The organism is Aeromonas sp. S5(2024) (genome assembly GCF_041403025.1).
Classification (GTDB): domain Bacteria; phylum Pseudomonadota; class Gammaproteobacteria; order Enterobacterales; family Aeromonadaceae; genus Aeromonas; species Aeromonas hydrophila.
Map to the genome: position 1 here is coordinate 737,039 of NZ_JBGLRI010000001.1, position 13,986 is coordinate 751,024.

Below are 13,986 nucleotides of genomic sequence, written 5' to 3' on the forward strand. Positions count from 1 at the left end.
CATAGATGAAATTACCCGGTTTTGTGCAGCGTCTGTGGACCACCTTCAAGTCTCCCTCGAAGGCCGCCCTCTGGGTGCTGCTGTTGATGGGATTCTTCGGCGGGGTCATCTTCTGGGGCGGTTTCAACACTGCCATGGAAGCCTCCAACACCGAGAAGTTCTGTACCGGTTGCCACGAGATGAAGGACAACGTGTTCGTGGAGTACCGCGACACCATCCACTACGCCAACCGTTCCGGCGTGCGCGCCAGCTGCCCGGATTGCCACGTGCCGCATGAATGGACCTACAAGATCATTCGCAAGGTGCAGGCGTCCAAGGAGCTGTGGGGCATGCTGACCGGCAAGGTGGATACCCGCGAGAAGTTCGAGTCGCACCGGCGCGAGATGGCTGAGCGGGAGTGGAAGCGGATGAAGGACACGGATTCGAGGGAGTGTCGCAACTGCCATAACTTCGAGTACATGGACTTCTCCCTGCAAGGCAAACGGGGTGCCCAGATGCACTCCACCAGTCTGGCCAGCGGCGAGAGCACCTGTATCGACTGTCACAAGGGTATCGCTCACCAGCTGCCCGACATGACGGGCGTGAAGGGCTTCTAAGCCCACCTGATGCAGGCCGGGTTCGCCCGGCCTGTTCATATTCCGCCCGGTCAGGGCAAAAGCGCCGCCGTGCGCCCTTTTAATCCCCCCTCTGGCGCGAGTTTTGGTAGAATCGGCCCGCCGTGAGTCGCAGCGCGTGACCGACTGGTCAAGGTTTGGTCCTGATGGACACGAGCCTCTCCTCGCAATCGAGCGCTGCCAGCCGGGATCCTGGCCACTTTTCTTCTCTTTGCTCACGGTCCTTTGCCATCAGGAGCTGCCCATGGGACAGAAAAACAACGCATTCATTCCCCTCAAGATCGCCGTGCTGACGGTCTCCGACAGCCGTACCGCCGCCGATGACAGTGCGGGCGACTATCTGGTTTCTGCACTGACCGATGCCGGCCACGTGCTGGCCGACCGGGCGCTCTGCCCCGACAATCTGTTTCGTATTCGCGCTCAGGTGAGCGACTGGATCGCCGATGAGGGGGTGCAGGTGGTGCTCATCAACGGCGGCACCGGCTTCAACGAACAAAACCGGGTGCCCGAGGCGGTCGGCGTGCTGTTCGAGCGCACCGTACAGGGCTTTGGCGAACTGTTCCGCCAGCTCTCCTTTGCCGAAATCAAGGGCTCCGCCATGCAGAGCCGCGCGCTGGCGGGGCTCGCCAATCGCACCCTGATTTGCTGCCTGCCTGGCTCCCCCGGCGCCTGCCAGCTGGGATGGGAGAAGCTTGTCCAGGACCAGCTCGATGCCCGCACCAAGCCGTGCAACTTTGTCTCCCATCTTTGAGGGCCTTTGATGAACCCGACTGAACCCAACCTGACCCACCTCAACCAGAATGGCGAAGCCCACATGGTGGATGTGACCGACAAGCAGGTGACCGAGCGTGAGGCTCGCGCCGAGGCGTTTGTCACCATGGCCCCCGCGACCCTGGCCCTGATCCTGAGCGGTCAGCACCACAAGGGGGACGTGTTCGCCACCGCCCGCATCGCCGGCATCATGGCGGCCAAGAAGACCTCGGATCTCATTCCCCTCTGCCATCCACTGGCCCTTACCCGGGTGGAGGTAGAGATAGAACCCCAGGCGGAGCAAAATAGGGTCCACATTCGCACCCTCTGCAAGCTGGCCGGCAAGACCGGGGTCGAGATGGAGGCACTGACCGCCGCCTCGGTGGCGGCGCTGACCATCTACGACATGTGCAAGGCGGTGCAAAAGGACATGGTGATCGAACAGGTGCGGCTGGTGGAGAAAAAGGGCGGCAAGTCCGGCCATTTTCAGCTGGGAGTGACTGACGGAGAGCAAGCATGATCAAGGTACTCTTTTTTGCCCAGGTGAGAGAGCTGGTGGCCTGCGACGAGCTGAGCCTGCCGTGCGACTACGCGACTGCCGAGCAACTGCGCAGCGCCTTGAGCGAGCGCGGCGACAAGTGGGCGCTGGCGCTGGAGGCTGGCAAGCTGCTGGTGGCGGTCAATCAGACCCTGGTGCCGCTGGATACGCCCCTTCATGATGGCGATGAGGTCGCCTTCTTCCCGCCGGTGACCGGAGGTTAAGGATGAGCGAGGCAACCATGACCGATCGCATTCTGGTGCAGCGGGATGACTTCTCGCTGGCCGACGAATATGCCCGCCTCGCCGCCCGGCAGGATACCGGCGCCGTGGTCAGCTTTGTCGGCAAGGTGCGCGACTTCAATCAGGGGGAGCAGGTGAAGGGGCTGGCCCTCGAGCACTACCCCGGCATGACCGAGAAGGCGCTGACGGACATAGTGGCCGAGGCCCGCAGCCGCTGGCCGCTGCAGGAGTGCACCCTGATCCACCGCATCGGCGAGCTGCTGCTCGGCGATCAGATCGTGCTGGTGGTGGTGAGCAGTGCTCACCGCGAGGCGGCCTTCGAAGCCTGCCACTTCATCATGGATTTCTTGAAAACCCGGGCGCCGTTCTGGAAAAAAGAGCTGACCGCCGAAGGGGTACAACGCTGGGTCGAGGCCAAGGAGAGCGACAACACTGCCGCCGCCCGCTGGCAAGCTTGACCTGTTCAAGGGGGCTGGCTCATCGGGAGCCGCGGCCCCTGTTTTCGGGGCCGCCCCCTTGACTGGGGACCGATCAACGCGGCCCAGTCAGGAGGTAAAGGAATGAAACCGCTGTTATCCGTTGTCATCGCCGGGGTCTGCGCCAGTGCGCTGCAGGCAGGTGCCGTGCAGGCCGACGAGGTCAAGGTGGCCGTGGCCGCCAACTTCAAGGGCACCATAGAGCGCATCGGCAAGGAGTTCACCGCCAAGACCGGCCACACCCTGGCCATCTCCTCCGCCGCGACCGGGGTGCTCTACACCCAGATCAGCCACGGCGCCCCGTTCGATCTATTCCTCTCCGCCGATGTGAAAACCCCGCAGAAGCTGGAGCAGGAGGGCAAGGGCAGCGAGCGCTTCACCTATGCCATCGGCCAGCTGGGTCTGTGGCAGAAGGGCGGCCCGGCTCCTGACGAGGCAACCTTGCGCAGCTGGAAGGGCAACCTCGCCATCGCCAACCCGAAAACCGCTCCCTACGGTACCGCCGCCATGGCGACTTTGGACCATCTCAAGATCGATCCCAAGCAGTACCGCCTGCTGACCGGCACCAACATCGGCCAGACCTGGCAGTTTGTCGATACCGGCAACGCCGAGCTGGGCTTCGTCGCCTGGGCCAACCTGGTGGAAGCGGGCAAGACCGGCGAAGCCTGGGCCGTGCCGGCCGACTTCTATCCGCCCATCGAACAGCAGGGGCTGGTATTGAAGAAAGGGGCGGCGGTCGAGGCGCTGGTGGCCTGGCTCAAGGGACCGGGTCAGGCACAGATCAAGGCGGCGGGTTATGCGCTGCCCCACTGATGGCGCAATCACACACCTGCCTGATGAGTGGCCGGCCCTCGGGTCGGCCCACTTTTGCCATAAGGATGCGCACCATGCCGTTGCCTGAATTCACCCGGGAGGTGGGCGATGAGTATTGAAAGAGATCTGCTGGCGATGACTTGTCTCACTCGGGATCAGCGCTGCCGGGAGTGCTGCTCATTCGCCGTGTCTGGTGCTGGAGCTGGCGTTGGGAGTGAGTCCGATGAGTGAAGGGGATCTGCTGGCGGTCTGGCTCACCCTGAGACTGGCAGCCAGCACCACCGCCATCCTGCTGCTGCTCTCGCCGCCGCTGGCCTGGTGGCTGTCGCGCAGCCAGCACAGGCTCAGACCCGTGGTGGAGGCCCTGGTGGCGCTGCCGCTGGTGCTGCCGCCAACGGTGCTCGGTTTCTATCTGCTGCTGGCCTTCTCCCCCTCCTACGGATTAGGTGCCTGGTGGCGCGACACCTTCGGGGCGCCGCTGGCGTTCAGCTTTACCGGCCTGCTGCTAGCCTCCATTCTCTACTCGCTTCCTTTCGTGGTGCAGCCGCTCACCTCCGCCTTCGTCAACATGGGCAACAAGGAGCTGGAGGCCGCCGCCACCCTGGGGTTTGGGCCGGTGGAGCGCTTCTTTCACATCATCTTGCCGATGACGCTGCCCAGCTTCGTGATGGCGGCGGCGCTCGGTTTTGCCCACACCCTGGGGGAGTTCGGGGTGGTGCTGATGATTGGCGGCAACATCCCCGGCGAAACCCAGGTGCTTTCCATCGCCCTGTTTGATCACGTGGAGACGATGGACTATCAAAATGCCCACCTGCTGGCGGGGGGCCTGATGGGCTTCTCGTTGGTGATGCTGGTGCTGGTGTACGGCGTGCTGCAGCGTCGGCAACGGAGGCTGTTCGGATGAGCGACACCCGCAAGGTGCAACCTTTGCTGTTCAAGACGAAGCGGGCGTTTGGCGCCTTCACCCTCGACTGTGAACTGGCCCTGGAGCTGGGGGGGATTCTCGGTCTGTTTGGCCCCTCCGGCTGCGGCAAGAGCAGCCTGCTGCGCATCATCGCCGGGCTGGACAGGGCGCCGGGCGACAAGCTGAACTGGCAGGGTAGGGCGCTGAGCGCGCTGCTGCCCGAGGCGCGCCGCATCGGGCTGGTGTTTCAGGATTCGCGTCTCTTCCCCCATTTGAGCGTGCTCGGCAACCTGCAACTGGCGGCTCGCAAGGGGCGAGGGCGCTGGCAACCCGAAGTGCTGGCGACCCGGCTCGGCTTTGCCGAACTGCTGCCCCAACCGGCCCACGGCCTCTCCGGCGGCCAGCGCCAGCGGGTGGCACTGGCCCGGGCCCTGTTGGCCGAACCGGATCTGCTGCTGCTGGATGAACCTTTTTCTGCGCTGGACAGGCGCAGCCGCATCCACCAGGCCCATGTGCTCAAGGGCTTGCAGCAGGAGAGCGGCATTCCGATGATCTTTGTCAGCCACGCCATGGAGGAGGTGAGCCTGCTCTGCGATCAGCTGGTGCTGCTGGCGGATGGCCGGGTGGAGGCGCAAGGTCGGCCGAGCGAGATCTTCGCCCGCACCGACTTGTCGCTTGCCAGTCGCGACGACGCCGGGGTGATGCTGGCGGCGACCCTCTCTCACTACGATGACGACGAGCAGATGGCGACCCTGCAGCTCGGCGAACAGCAGTTGCGGGTCACCATGACCCAGGTGCCGGACGATGGCGGCCCCTTGCAGATCAAGGTGGCCGGGCGGGACGTGGTGATCGCCACCGCCCCCATCGAACACTCCAGCCTCTCCAACTGCCTCACCACCCGACTGCTGGCCGAATGCGAGGTACGACCCGGTCAGACCCTGTTGCAGTTGGCGCTGGGCCAGCAGATACTGCTGGCCCGGATCACCAGCCGCTCCGCCAGACGGCTGGCGCTCGCCCCGAACCAGCAGATCTACGCCTACATCAAGGCGGTGAGCCTGGTCAGCGAGGGTTGAGCAGGTTGCAGAAGAGGCAGAAAATCAGGATGGTTCAGCGGATGAGTCGAGAGGTAATGAACTGATGCGCCGCAATCAGGTGATGAAATCCAACGGTCTTGCCCTGCGCAGCGCGGGGGAGGGCCCCTTGTTGTTGCTGCTGCACGGGCTGGGCTCCTCCAGTCTCGACTGGCAGGCGCAGATCGAACGCTTTTCCGAGCACTACCGGGTGGTGGCGCTGGATCTGCGCGGTCACGGCCAGAGCATGCAGGAGGGGCCGTTCGACGTGGCGACCCTGGCGGCGGACGTGGTGAACTGGCTCGATGAACAGCCTGAGCCCGCCTGGGTGGTGGGATTGTCGCTCGGGGCCATGGTGGCGCTGGAGCTGGCGCTGCAACTGCCCCACAAGGTGCAGGGGCTGGTGCTGGTCAACGGTTTCAGCGAATTTCTGCTGGAGACGCCAAAAGAGCAGGAGCGCTTTGCCCAGCGCCTCAAGTGGCTGCGCTGGTTCGGCCTGCGGCCACTCGCCTGGTGGCTTGGCCGCGAGCTCTTTCCCGGCCCCGACCTTGCCCAGGTGCGTCACACCTTCCGGCTGCGTTTCGTGCGCAACAAGAAGAAAACCTACAAGGCGCTGCTGGAGGCGCTGCCCGGCTGGTCGGTGCGTGCCCGGCTCGGCAACATCTGGCAGCCGGTGGCCATCATCTCCACCAGTCACGACTATCTGCCGCTCGCCAAGCGGGTGGAGCAGTTTGCCTCCCTGCCCAACGCCACCATCCACACCCCCAACGGCCACCACGCCTGGCCGGCGGAAGATCCCTCCGGCTTCAATCATTTGCTTCACCGGATTTTAGAAACTCATTAAACTGGTCGCCCTTTTATCCCGTGTATGTATTGGTCCGATCGCCTTGCCACGCAAAAAGGCAAGGCAATCGGACCCATTTTGCTCTATCAACAGGTATTTCCTCATGTCTGAAGTAATGAAAATGGCCATCGATGATGGTTCAACCAACGTCAAGGTGAGCTGGATTGAGAACAAGGTGCTCAAGACCATCATCTCTCCCAACTCCTTTCGCAAGGACTGGAAGAGCGCCGCCTTGCGCAAGGACAAGAAGATCTACAACTACGAGATAGGCAACACCAAGTACACCTATGACGCCACGTCCGACAAGTCGCTGGCGACCACCCACGTGGAGTATCAGTACGACGATCTGAACCTGCTCTCCGTGCATCACGCCCTGCTGCAGACCGGCGTGACCCCCTGTGATGTGGCCATCACCGTGACCCTGCCCATCACCGAGTTCTACAACCCGGATGATTGTCAGCGCAACGAGGATAAGATCGAGAAGAAGCGTCGCAACCTGATGCGGGCCATCTCCCTCAACAAGGGTGAGCTGTTCAACATCGTCAGCGTGGAAGTGATGCCGGAGAGCCTGCCTGCGGCGCTCTCCCGTCTGATCGGTTCGGGCTGCAACGAGTTCACCAAGACCCTGGTGATCGATTGTGGCGGTACCACCCTGGACATGGGGATCATCGTCGGCGAGTTTGACGATGTCTCCGATGTCTATGGCAACAACGAGATTGGTGTGTCCATGGTGACCGATGCCGTGCGCAAGGCACTGGCGGCGGCGGACAGCGATTCCAGTTATCTGGTGGCCAACGAGTTCATCAAGCGCCGCCACGACATGAGCTTCGTGCGCGATGTGGTGAACGACGAGAGCCAGATCCCCAAGATCCTCGAGAAGATGCAGAACAAGATCGACGAACTGGGCTCCCAGGTAGCGCATGAAGCGAAGAAGTTTGCCAAGAACCCGAACCGTGTTTACCTGGTCGGGGGCGGGGCGTCGCTTATCCACGAAGCAATCAAGAACGCCTACCCGACTCTGGGTGACCGGGTCGAACTGCTGGACGATGCCCAGTCAGCTCTGGCTCGCGAGATCTGCCTCTACACCACCGAAGAAGAGGAAGTGTACCGCGAAGCAGCCGTGATGGCCGAGGTTGGTGATGAGTAGTCAACTCAAGCGCATGACCTTCTCCATCTATATGGACCCGGGTGCGCTGGAGTCTGATCGTTACGCGGTCGGGGTATTGCAGAACTGGTACCAACGGGCACGCAAGATCCAAGATGGCAGCGAGGAGTTCGACTTCTCCAAGAGTCGTTTCCACAAGGATATCTATCTCTCCGGCATGTTCATGTATGTGCTGGCGCCCAACCTCTGCAAGGCCATTGCCAATGCGCTGGGTCCCGAGCAGGTAAGCATGACCACCTTGCGTCATGCCTTTGCCAGTTGTGGCTTCAACCTGGGAGAGGGAAGTGCGTCGGCGCAGCCTGCTGCCGATGTCATGATCGAGCAGATAGTGGCCAGATTGTCCCCCCGGCTTGGCCAGGGTGATACCGGCGGGCTGGTGGATGAAATCGTTCAGCGTCTGGGTCAGCAAGCCGCTGTGCCCTCTTCGGACAGTCTGGTGGAAGAAATCGTCAGCCGGCTTGGGGAGCAGCAACCCACCGAGCTGTGGGATGAGTTGCGGCAGGGAATACCGGCTCCTCTTGACCATGAACAGCTGGCCGAGGCGATCGCGGGCAAGCTGCCATCAGCTGCCGGCGAGCAAGATCTGGCGCCGCTGCAGAGCAGCATTCAACAGCTCTCTCGTCAACTGGAAGAGCAGTCTCGGCTTATTCGTGAGCAGCATCGGCTGATCCAGCGTCTGGCCAGTGCCCCTGCTCGCCAAATGACGGCCGCGGGGGACTCCGAGCCGCTGGTGGAAGATCTCTCCAACCAGGTGGCCAACATGAAAAAGGTCAAGGCCAAAGGGATCTTCTAAGGCTTTCTAGTGACCATCGCCAGAGTAAGAGAGATGAAAAAAATAGTATGGATGGCGTGCAGCGTATTGCTGTTGTCGGGGTGTGCCCAGCAAACCTTTTTCGTGCACGAGGGTAACCCGGGTCAGCCAACCCGAGAAGTGAGCCATGATTTCGTACTGGCGGGGATTGGTCAGAGTGAGATGGTTGATGCAGCTCTGGCCTGCCATGATGATCCGCAGAAAGTGGTACGAGTAGAAATGCAACAGAGCCCGCAGGACACCTTGATGACCGTCTTGACGTTGGGAATATATACCCCGAGGACGGCCCGGGTTTATTGCAGACTGTGATTTCTGTACTGACATTGTAAAGTCTCAAATAAAGCCTTGTTGCCCTTTCTGGATTTTGATAGTGTGCGCGCACCTAGGAATACTCCTTTATCTATCCATTTGATAATTAACAGGAATGTTTCTTTGTGTGGCACCGGCATAGCCGGGAAAAATAATATTGTCAGGGATAATAAAATGAAAAAAATGGTATTGACTGCAGCCGTTGCAATGATGGTGGCGGGCTGTGCTCAGCAAGGTTTTACCGTGCATTCCGGTAATGCAGTAAAACCCACCAAAGAAGTGACCCACCACTTCTTCATTTCCGGCCTGGGCCAGAGCAAAACCATTGATGCCGCCGCCGTTTGCAACGGTGCTGACAAGGTAGTGCGTGTTGAAGCGCAGCATACCTTCCTCAATGGCCTGCTGGGCGCAGTGACCTTCGGTGTTTACACTCCGCGCGAGGCGCGTGTTTACTGCGCTGGTTAATCCCCGCCGCACGTATGTTGTAAAAAGCCGACCTCATGGGTCGGCTTTTTTGTTGGGTGTATTACGGCTGCGTCAGCGACGGCGCTTGCCGCCCCCCAGCAGGGAGCCGAGGACGCCGCGTACCAGCTGGCGACCCACCTCGCTGCCGATGGTGCGGGCCACGCTCTTGGCGGCGGTCTGCACCACGCCGTCGTGCTGGCCGCCACGGGGGCCGGTGCGGCCAAACAGGATGCCATTGAGGGCATCGAGCAAGCCGCCTTCCCTGTTGGATGACGGCTCACTGCCTTGCTCGCCAGTGGTTGTCACCTTGCCGCCGTTGAGCCGCTCGAAAGCAGACTCGCGATCCTCCGGCGTCTCGTAGCGGCCGTGCAGCAGGGAGCCCTGGATGAGCGCCTGCCGCTCGGCGTCGCTCAAGGGGCCGATGCGGCTGGCGGGCGGGGCGATGAAGGCGCGCTCCACCATGCTGGGCCGTCCCTTCTCGTCGAGCAGAGAGACCAGCGCCTCACCGACACCGAGTTCGGTGATGACGCCGGCGGCATCGAAGGCGGGGTTGGCGCGCAGGGTGTTGGCGGCGATCCGCACCGCCTTCTGGTCGCTCGGGGTAAAGGCGCGCAGGGCGTGCTGCACCCGGTTGCCAAGCTGCCCCAGCACGCTGTCGGGGATATCGGCCGGGCTCTGGGTCACGAAGTAGACACCCACCCCTTTCGAGCGGATGAGTCGCACCACCAGTTCGATCTTCTCCAGCAGCGCCTTGGGGGCGTCGTTGAACAGCAGGTGCGCCTCGTCGAAGAAGAACACCAGCACCGGCTTGTCCGGATCCCCCACCTCCGGCAGCTGTTCGAACAGCTCGGAGAGCAGCCAGAGCAGGAAGCAGGCATAGAGCCGGCTGGATTGGGTCAGCTTGCTGGCGGCCAGCACATTGATATGACCGTGGCCAGCCTCATCGGTCTGCAACAGGTCCTGAATGTCCAGCATGGGTTCGCCGAAGAAGTGATCGCCGCCCGCACTCTCCAGGGTAAGCAGGTTGCGCAGGATGGCGCCGATGGAGACGGTGGAGACGTTGCCGTAACGGGTGGTGAGCGACTTGGCGTTGTCACCGGCAAACTGCACCATGGCGCGCAGGTCTTTGAGATCGAGCAGCAGCAGCCCCTCGTCGTCCGCCACCTTGAACACCAGCTCCAACACCCCGCTCTGGGTATCGTTGAGGCCGAGCAGGCGGGCGAGCAGCAGGGGTCCCATGTCGGAGACGGTGGCTCGCACCGGGTGGCCCTGTTCTGCAAACAGATCCCAGAACAGAGCGGGGCTGGCGGCAAAGGCGGGGGCCGGAATGCCGAGCTGGGCCAGCCTGGCGTCCAGCTTGGCCGAGCCCGCCCCGGCGGCGCCCAGTCCGCTCAGATCCCCCTTCACGTCGGCCAGAAAGACTGGCACGCCGAGGTGGGAGAACCCCTCCGCCAGCACCTGCAGGGTGACGGTCTTGCCGGTACCGGTGGCGCCGGTGATGAGGCCGTGGCGATTGGCCATGGCCGGCAGCAGGGAGAGGGGATGACCATTGGCATGGGCCAGCGTGAGCGGTTCGGCCATGGTGGGCTCCTTGTGGCAAATGGGGGACGAAAAACAACGGGTTACAAGGAGTGTGGTGGCAGGATCCGGGGATGGCAAGGGAGTGCCTCGTCAGTGCGCCAGAGGCTGACGAGGCGGGGGATCAGCGGGGGCGGGCCAGCTTGCCGAGGCGTAACAGCAACAGGGTGAGGAGGCCGCCGCTGGCGGCGGTCAGCACCGCCAGCAGCAGGCTGCCGAGCAGGAAGGGGGGCACCAGGGTGGCCGCCTCGTGCTCCAGCCAGTGCAGGGTCCAGCTGAGGTGAAACGGTTCCGGCGTCTTGTGCAGCACCAGACAACCGGTGCGATAGGCGTAGAGGTACATGAAGGGCAGGGTCAGCGGGTTGTTGAACCAGACCGCCAGCAGTGCCAGCGGCAGGTTGAGGCTGAACGCCAGCGCCAGCCCGACCGCGATGAGTGAATGCATGGGGATGGGAAACCAGCAGGCGAAGATGCCGGCCGCCACCGCCCCGCTCAGGGCGCGCGGCCCCCCTTGCCAGAGGGCGGGGGCGAGCAGGCGCTCGCCAAATAGGGAGAACCACTTCTGCTGGCGCAGGGTATCGGGGTCAATCTTGATGCGGGCGAACCAGCGATTCAGCATGCGCGGGCCACCTTGCGTTTCTGCCACTGGCGAACGGTGCTGATGCGCCAGCAGGTACGAATGAGGGCGTAGCCGATGAGGGAGCTGAGCAGGGCGAGCACCAGCGAACCCAGCAGCAGCGGCGGGGCCACGGTCTCGAACACCGACACCAGCCAGGCCCAGGTGAACTCGATCTCGATGTGCTGGGAGGATTGCCCCAGCAGCTGGCAGCCGGTCAGATAGGCACCGTAGAACAGCGGCGGCATGGTGAAGGGGTTGGAGAGCCAGACCAGGGCTACCGAGAGCGGCAGGTTGACCCGGCAGGCGATGGCGCCGCCGGCCGCCAGCAACATCTGGCAGGGGAGCGGCACCCAGGCCATGAACAGCCCCACCGCGAAGGCACCGGCCGCCGAGCGTCGATTGAGGTGCCACAGATTGGCATCCAGCAGCAGCTTGCCAAACAGCCGCAAGTGCTTGTGTTCCTTGAGTGTCGCCGGATCAGGCAGCCAGCGTTGTATGAGTCGTTTGGGCATATTGAAACCTTGCTAAATACTTGCACCATGGATCTGCGTCTGTTGTCGTTTGCCCTCGGGGCAAGCTCCTCACTGCTTTGGCCATGGTTGCCTTCATGGGAATGGGGTGGCCTGATGCTGCTGCTCGCGTTCCCCCTGGCCGGTTACCGCTGCTGGCGGCTGTTGTTTCTGTTGTGCGGCATCCTCTGGATGCAGGGGAGTTTGCACTACCGGCTTGCCTGGCTGGATCAGCTTGGCAAAAAAACGAGCCACATCATAACCGCACAGCTGCAAAGTGCAGAACCCGAGGGCGATAAATTTATCCGGCTGGTGCTGCGGGTAAACAGGCTCGACGAGCAGGCGCTCACTCCGGCGCCGCTGGTGCGCATCAATGCCTACCAGGCGCTGCCCGCCATGACGGCAGGCAGTCGCCTCACTCTGGTGGTCTCTCTCAAACCGGCCCATGGCCTGGCCAACGAGGCGGGGATGGATGGGCGGCGCCTGCTGCTTGGCAAGGGGATCACCGCCACCGGCAACCTGCGCCGGGTGATCCAGATTGAGCCGGCTCAGACGGGGCTGCGCGAGCGCTGGCTGGCCCGCGCTGCCGCCAGCTGGCAGGATCTGAGTCAGGGCCCGCTGCTGGCGGCACTCACCTTCGGCGAGCAGGGCGGCATCACGGATGAGCAGTGGAGCCTGTTTCGCGGCAGCGGGCTGACCCACATCATCGCCATCTCGGGACAGCACATCGCGCTGGTGGCGGTGCTCGGCTGGTGGCTGGGGCGGCTGTTCGGGCTGCGGGGGGCGATTCTGGTCGCCCTGCTGTTTGCCGCCCTCTATAGCTGGCTGGCCGGTTTTGCGGTGGCCACCGAACGGGCCCTCATCATGGTGCTGGTGTGGAGTCTGCTGCGCTGGCGACGGCGGGAGTGGCCGGCCCATCGTATCTGGTTGTGGGCCTTCGTGGTGCTCACGCTCTGGGATCCCTTCGCCCTCTATTCGGCCGGATTCTGGCTCTCCTTCCTGGCGGTGGCTCTGCTGCTGGTGGCGAGCCTGCTGGAGGCCAAACCCGGGCTCATTCGTCTGCAGGGCTTGTTGCTGCTGGGGCTGCTGCCACTGCAACTGGCGCTGTTCGAGGGGATTGCCCCGCTGTCGCTGCTGCTCAATCTGCTGGCATTGCCGCTCTTTTGCATCGGCATCATACCGCTGGCGCTCATCGGGGTGCTGCTGGCGCCGCTGTCAGGGGAGCTGGCCCACCTGCTGTTCTGGCTGGCCGATGTCGGCCTGCTGTGGGTATTGTGGGCGTTGACCCGGCTGGCCAGCCAGTGGCAGCTCTGGTGGCCGGTGCCGGGCTGGGTACTGCCGTTCACGGCGCTGCTGACCCTGCTCTGGTGCGCCTGGCATGTGCCGGGCGGCCGTCCGCTGCTGTTGCCGGGGGGCGTGGCCCTGCTGCTGGCGGCCTGGCCGGCACCGACCCACTGGCAACTGAGGGTGCTGGACGTGGGGCAGGGGCTGGCGGTGCTGATCACCCGAGGTGAGCGCGGCATCCTCTTCGACACCGGCGATCGCTACCCGGGCGGCTACAACATGGCGGATGCCGTGATCCTGCCCTTGCTCAACCGGCTCGATGTGCGGGTTCTGGATTATCTGGTCATCAGTCACAAGGACCGGGATCACGCCGGCAATCGGCGCGCCATCCTGCAGGCTCTGCCGGTACGCCATGAGCTCTCGTCATTCGACTTTGGCCGCTTCACGGCCCTGTGCCGGCGCGGCCAGCAGTGGCGCTGGCAGGGGCTCGAGATGGCGGTGCTCTGGCCGCAGCAGCCGGGGCGCGGTCACAACAACGACGGCTGTGTGCTGCAGATCCGCGACGGTGAACGCCGCATACTGCTCAGTGCCGACATCGAGCGGCAGGCGGAGCAGCGGCTGCTGGCGCTGGAAGGGGAGGGACTTGCCAGCACCCTGCTGGTGAGTCCCCATCACGGCAGCCGCACCTCCTCCACGGTGCCCTTCGTGGCGGCGGTGGCCCCCCGCTATGTGGTGCACAGCGCCGGCTTCATGAACCAGTGGGGATTTCCCCGCCCCGAGGTGGTGGCCCGCTACCAGGAGGCGCAGCAATGGGTCACCGGGCTGGACGGAGAAATTCTGGTCGAGCCTACGCCGGGCGGGCTGCGGATCCGGGCCGAACGAGAGCAGGGTCCTTGGTTTCGCCGCAATGGCGACTGGTGGCGGCCTGCATTCTGGCCTGATCGCTGAGCGTAAACCCGGCTTTGGTTGGGATAACGACCGTCATTTCCCGCCTT

17 protein-coding genes are annotated in these 13,986 nt (G+C 63.3%); 14 read left to right on the plus strand and 3 right to left on the minus strand.

Annotated elements, in window-relative coordinates; translation table 11 throughout:
- Positions 1-5 precede the first annotated feature (5 nt).
- The 13 genes from ACB032_RS03340 to ACB032_RS03400 all read left to right on the plus strand — a co-directional run bounded on the left by ACB032_RS03340 (position 6) and on the right by ACB032_RS03400 (position 9,001).
- Complete coding sequence (locus ACB032_RS03340) at positions 6-596, plus strand: cytochrome c3 family protein (RefSeq protein ID WP_011705485.1); 591 nt, start codon at positions 6-8, stop codon at positions 594-596.
- Between the two features lie 262 nt (positions 597-858).
- A complete protein-coding gene (moaB, locus tag ACB032_RS03345) occupies positions 859-1,365 on the plus strand; it encodes a molybdenum cofactor biosynthesis protein B (protein WP_011705486.1) in 507 nt (168 codons plus the stop codon).
- 9 nt (positions 1,366-1,374) lie between these two features.
- Positions 1,375-1,884, plus strand: coding sequence for a cyclic pyranopterin monophosphate synthase MoaC (gene moaC / locus ACB032_RS03350; RefSeq protein ID WP_371137339.1), 510 nt, complete (start codon positions 1,375-1,377; stop codon positions 1,882-1,884).
- The gene (gene moaD, locus ACB032_RS03355; RefSeq protein ID WP_016350256.1) at positions 1,881-2,126 is read left to right on the plus strand and encodes a molybdopterin synthase sulfur carrier subunit; all 246 of its coding nucleotides are present in this window, start codon (positions 1,881-1,883) and stop codon (positions 2,124-2,126) included. Before moaC ends, moaD begins: the two co-directional genes overlap by 4 nt.
- A gap of 2 nt (positions 2,127-2,128) precedes the next feature.
- Positions 2,129-2,602, plus strand: coding sequence for a molybdopterin synthase catalytic subunit MoaE (moaE, locus tag ACB032_RS03360; protein WP_011705489.1), 474 nt, complete (start codon positions 2,129-2,131; stop codon positions 2,600-2,602).
- Between the two features lie 102 nt (positions 2,603-2,704).
- Positions 2,705-3,433 (plus strand): molybdate ABC transporter substrate-binding protein, encoded by a 729-nt coding sequence (modA, locus tag ACB032_RS03365; protein ID WP_024943770.1) that lies wholly within the window; start codon positions 2,705-2,707, stop codon positions 3,431-3,433.
- Between the two features lie 223 nt (positions 3,434-3,656).
- Positions 3,657-4,337 carry a molybdate ABC transporter permease subunit gene (gene modB, locus ACB032_RS03370; protein ID WP_017410444.1) on the plus strand — a complete coding sequence of 227 codons (681 nt, stop codon included), beginning with the start codon at positions 3,657-3,659 and terminating at the stop codon, positions 4,335-4,337.
- The gene (gene modC, locus ACB032_RS03375; RefSeq protein WP_371137340.1) at positions 4,334-5,410 is read left to right on the plus strand and encodes a molybdenum ABC transporter ATP-binding protein; all 1,077 of its coding nucleotides are present in this window, start codon (positions 4,334-4,336) and stop codon (positions 5,408-5,410) included. The genes modB and modC overlap by 4 nt, the downstream gene beginning before the upstream one ends.
- Positions 5,411-5,474: 64 nt before the next feature.
- On the plus strand, positions 5,475-6,251 hold the full coding sequence (locus ACB032_RS03380) for an alpha/beta fold hydrolase (RefSeq protein WP_017781785.1): 777 nt from the start codon (positions 5,475-5,477) through the stop codon (positions 6,249-6,251).
- Between the two features lie 103 nt (positions 6,252-6,354).
- Complete coding sequence (gene parM / locus ACB032_RS03385; RefSeq protein ID WP_175393749.1) at positions 6,355-7,398, plus strand: plasmid segregation protein ParM domain-containing protein; 1,044 nt, start codon at positions 6,355-6,357, stop codon at positions 7,396-7,398.
- The gene (locus ACB032_RS03390; protein ID WP_371137341.1) at positions 7,391-8,209 is read left to right on the plus strand and encodes a hypothetical protein; all 819 of its coding nucleotides are present in this window, start codon (positions 7,391-7,393) and stop codon (positions 8,207-8,209) included. Before parM ends, ACB032_RS03390 begins: the two co-directional genes overlap by 8 nt.
- Positions 8,210-8,260: 51 nt before the next feature.
- The gene (locus tag ACB032_RS03395) at positions 8,261-8,536 is read left to right on the plus strand and encodes a Bor family protein (RefSeq protein ID WP_236662140.1); all 276 of its coding nucleotides are present in this window, start codon (positions 8,261-8,263) and stop codon (positions 8,534-8,536) included.
- A 174-nt stretch (positions 8,537-8,710) separates the two neighbouring features.
- Positions 8,711-9,001, plus strand: coding sequence for a Bor family protein (locus ACB032_RS03400; RefSeq protein WP_371137342.1), 291 nt, complete (start codon positions 8,711-8,713; stop codon positions 8,999-9,001).
- A 72-nt stretch (positions 9,002-9,073) separates the two neighbouring features.
- On the opposite strand, the gene ACB032_RS03405 is transcribed toward ACB032_RS03400, so the two are convergent.
- From ACB032_RS03405 to ACB032_RS03415, 3 genes are all read right to left on the minus strand, one after another.
- Positions 9,074-10,582 (minus strand): helicase HerA-like domain-containing protein, encoded by a 1,509-nt coding sequence (locus tag ACB032_RS03405; RefSeq protein ID WP_371137343.1) that lies wholly within the window; start codon positions 10,580-10,582, stop codon positions 9,074-9,076.
- A 121-nt stretch (positions 10,583-10,703) separates the two neighbouring features.
- Positions 10,704-11,198: a DUF2062 domain-containing protein gene (locus ACB032_RS03410; RefSeq protein ID WP_371137344.1), complete on the minus strand. Its 495-nt coding sequence runs from the start codon at positions 11,196-11,198 to the stop codon at positions 10,704-10,706.
- Positions 11,192-11,710, minus strand: a complete 519-nt coding sequence (locus ACB032_RS03415; RefSeq protein WP_011706585.1) for a DUF2062 domain-containing protein — start codon at positions 11,708-11,710, stop codon at positions 11,192-11,194. Before ACB032_RS03415 ends, ACB032_RS03410 begins: the two co-directional genes overlap by 7 nt.
- Between ACB032_RS03415 and ACB032_RS03420 the strand changes: the two genes are divergently transcribed.
- Positions 11,648-13,939 carry a DNA internalization-related competence protein ComEC/Rec2 gene (locus tag ACB032_RS03420; RefSeq protein ID WP_371137345.1) on the plus strand — a complete coding sequence of 764 codons (2,292 nt, stop codon included), beginning with the start codon at positions 11,648-11,650 and terminating at the stop codon, positions 13,937-13,939. The genes ACB032_RS03415 and ACB032_RS03420 overlap by 63 nt on opposite strands.
- The last annotated feature ends 47 nt before the right edge of the window (positions 13,940-13,986 follow it).

Coding starts and splice junctions, on each gene's coding strand:
- ACB032_RS03395 (WP_236662140.1), top strand. CDS start 8,261: ATGGCGTGCAGCGTATTGCTGTTGTCGGGGTGTGCCCAGCAAACCTTT.
- moaC (WP_371137339.1), top strand. CDS start 1,375: ATGAACCCGACTGAACCCAACCTGACCCACCTCAACCAGAATGGCGAA.
- ACB032_RS03400 (WP_371137342.1), top strand. CDS start 8,711: ATGAAAAAAATGGTATTGACTGCAGCCGTTGCAATGATGGTGGCGGGC.
- ACB032_RS03340 (WP_011705485.1), top strand. CDS start 6: ATGAAATTACCCGGTTTTGTGCAGCGTCTGTGGACCACCTTCAAGTCT.
- moaB (WP_011705486.1), top strand. CDS start 859: ATGGGACAGAAAAACAACGCATTCATTCCCCTCAAGATCGCCGTGCTG.
- moaD (WP_016350256.1), top strand. CDS start 1,881: ATGATCAAGGTACTCTTTTTTGCCCAGGTGAGAGAGCTGGTGGCCTGC.
- ACB032_RS03415 (WP_011706585.1), bottom strand. CDS start 11,710: ATGCCCAAACGACTCATACAACGCTGGCTGCCTGATCCGGCGACACTC.
- modB (WP_017410444.1), top strand. CDS start 3,657: ATGAGTGAAGGGGATCTGCTGGCGGTCTGGCTCACCCTGAGACTGGCA.
- ACB032_RS03405 (WP_371137343.1), bottom strand. CDS start 10,582: ATGGCCGAACCGCTCACGCTGGCCCATGCCAATGGTCATCCCCTCTCC.
- ACB032_RS03410 (WP_371137344.1), bottom strand. CDS start 11,198: ATGCTGAATCGCTGGTTCGCCCGCATCAAGATTGACCCCGATACCCTG.
- modA (WP_024943770.1), top strand. CDS start 2,705: ATGAAACCGCTGTTATCCGTTGTCATCGCCGGGGTCTGCGCCAGTGCG.
- ACB032_RS03380 (WP_017781785.1), top strand. CDS start 5,475: ATGCGCCGCAATCAGGTGATGAAATCCAACGGTCTTGCCCTGCGCAGC.
- modC (WP_371137340.1), top strand. CDS start 4,334: ATGAGCGACACCCGCAAGGTGCAACCTTTGCTGTTCAAGACGAAGCGG.
- ACB032_RS03390 (WP_371137341.1), top strand. CDS start 7,391: ATGAGTAGTCAACTCAAGCGCATGACCTTCTCCATCTATATGGACCCG.
- parM (WP_175393749.1), top strand. CDS start 6,355: ATGTCTGAAGTAATGAAAATGGCCATCGATGATGGTTCAACCAACGTC.
- moaE (WP_011705489.1), top strand. CDS start 2,129: ATGAGCGAGGCAACCATGACCGATCGCATTCTGGTGCAGCGGGATGAC.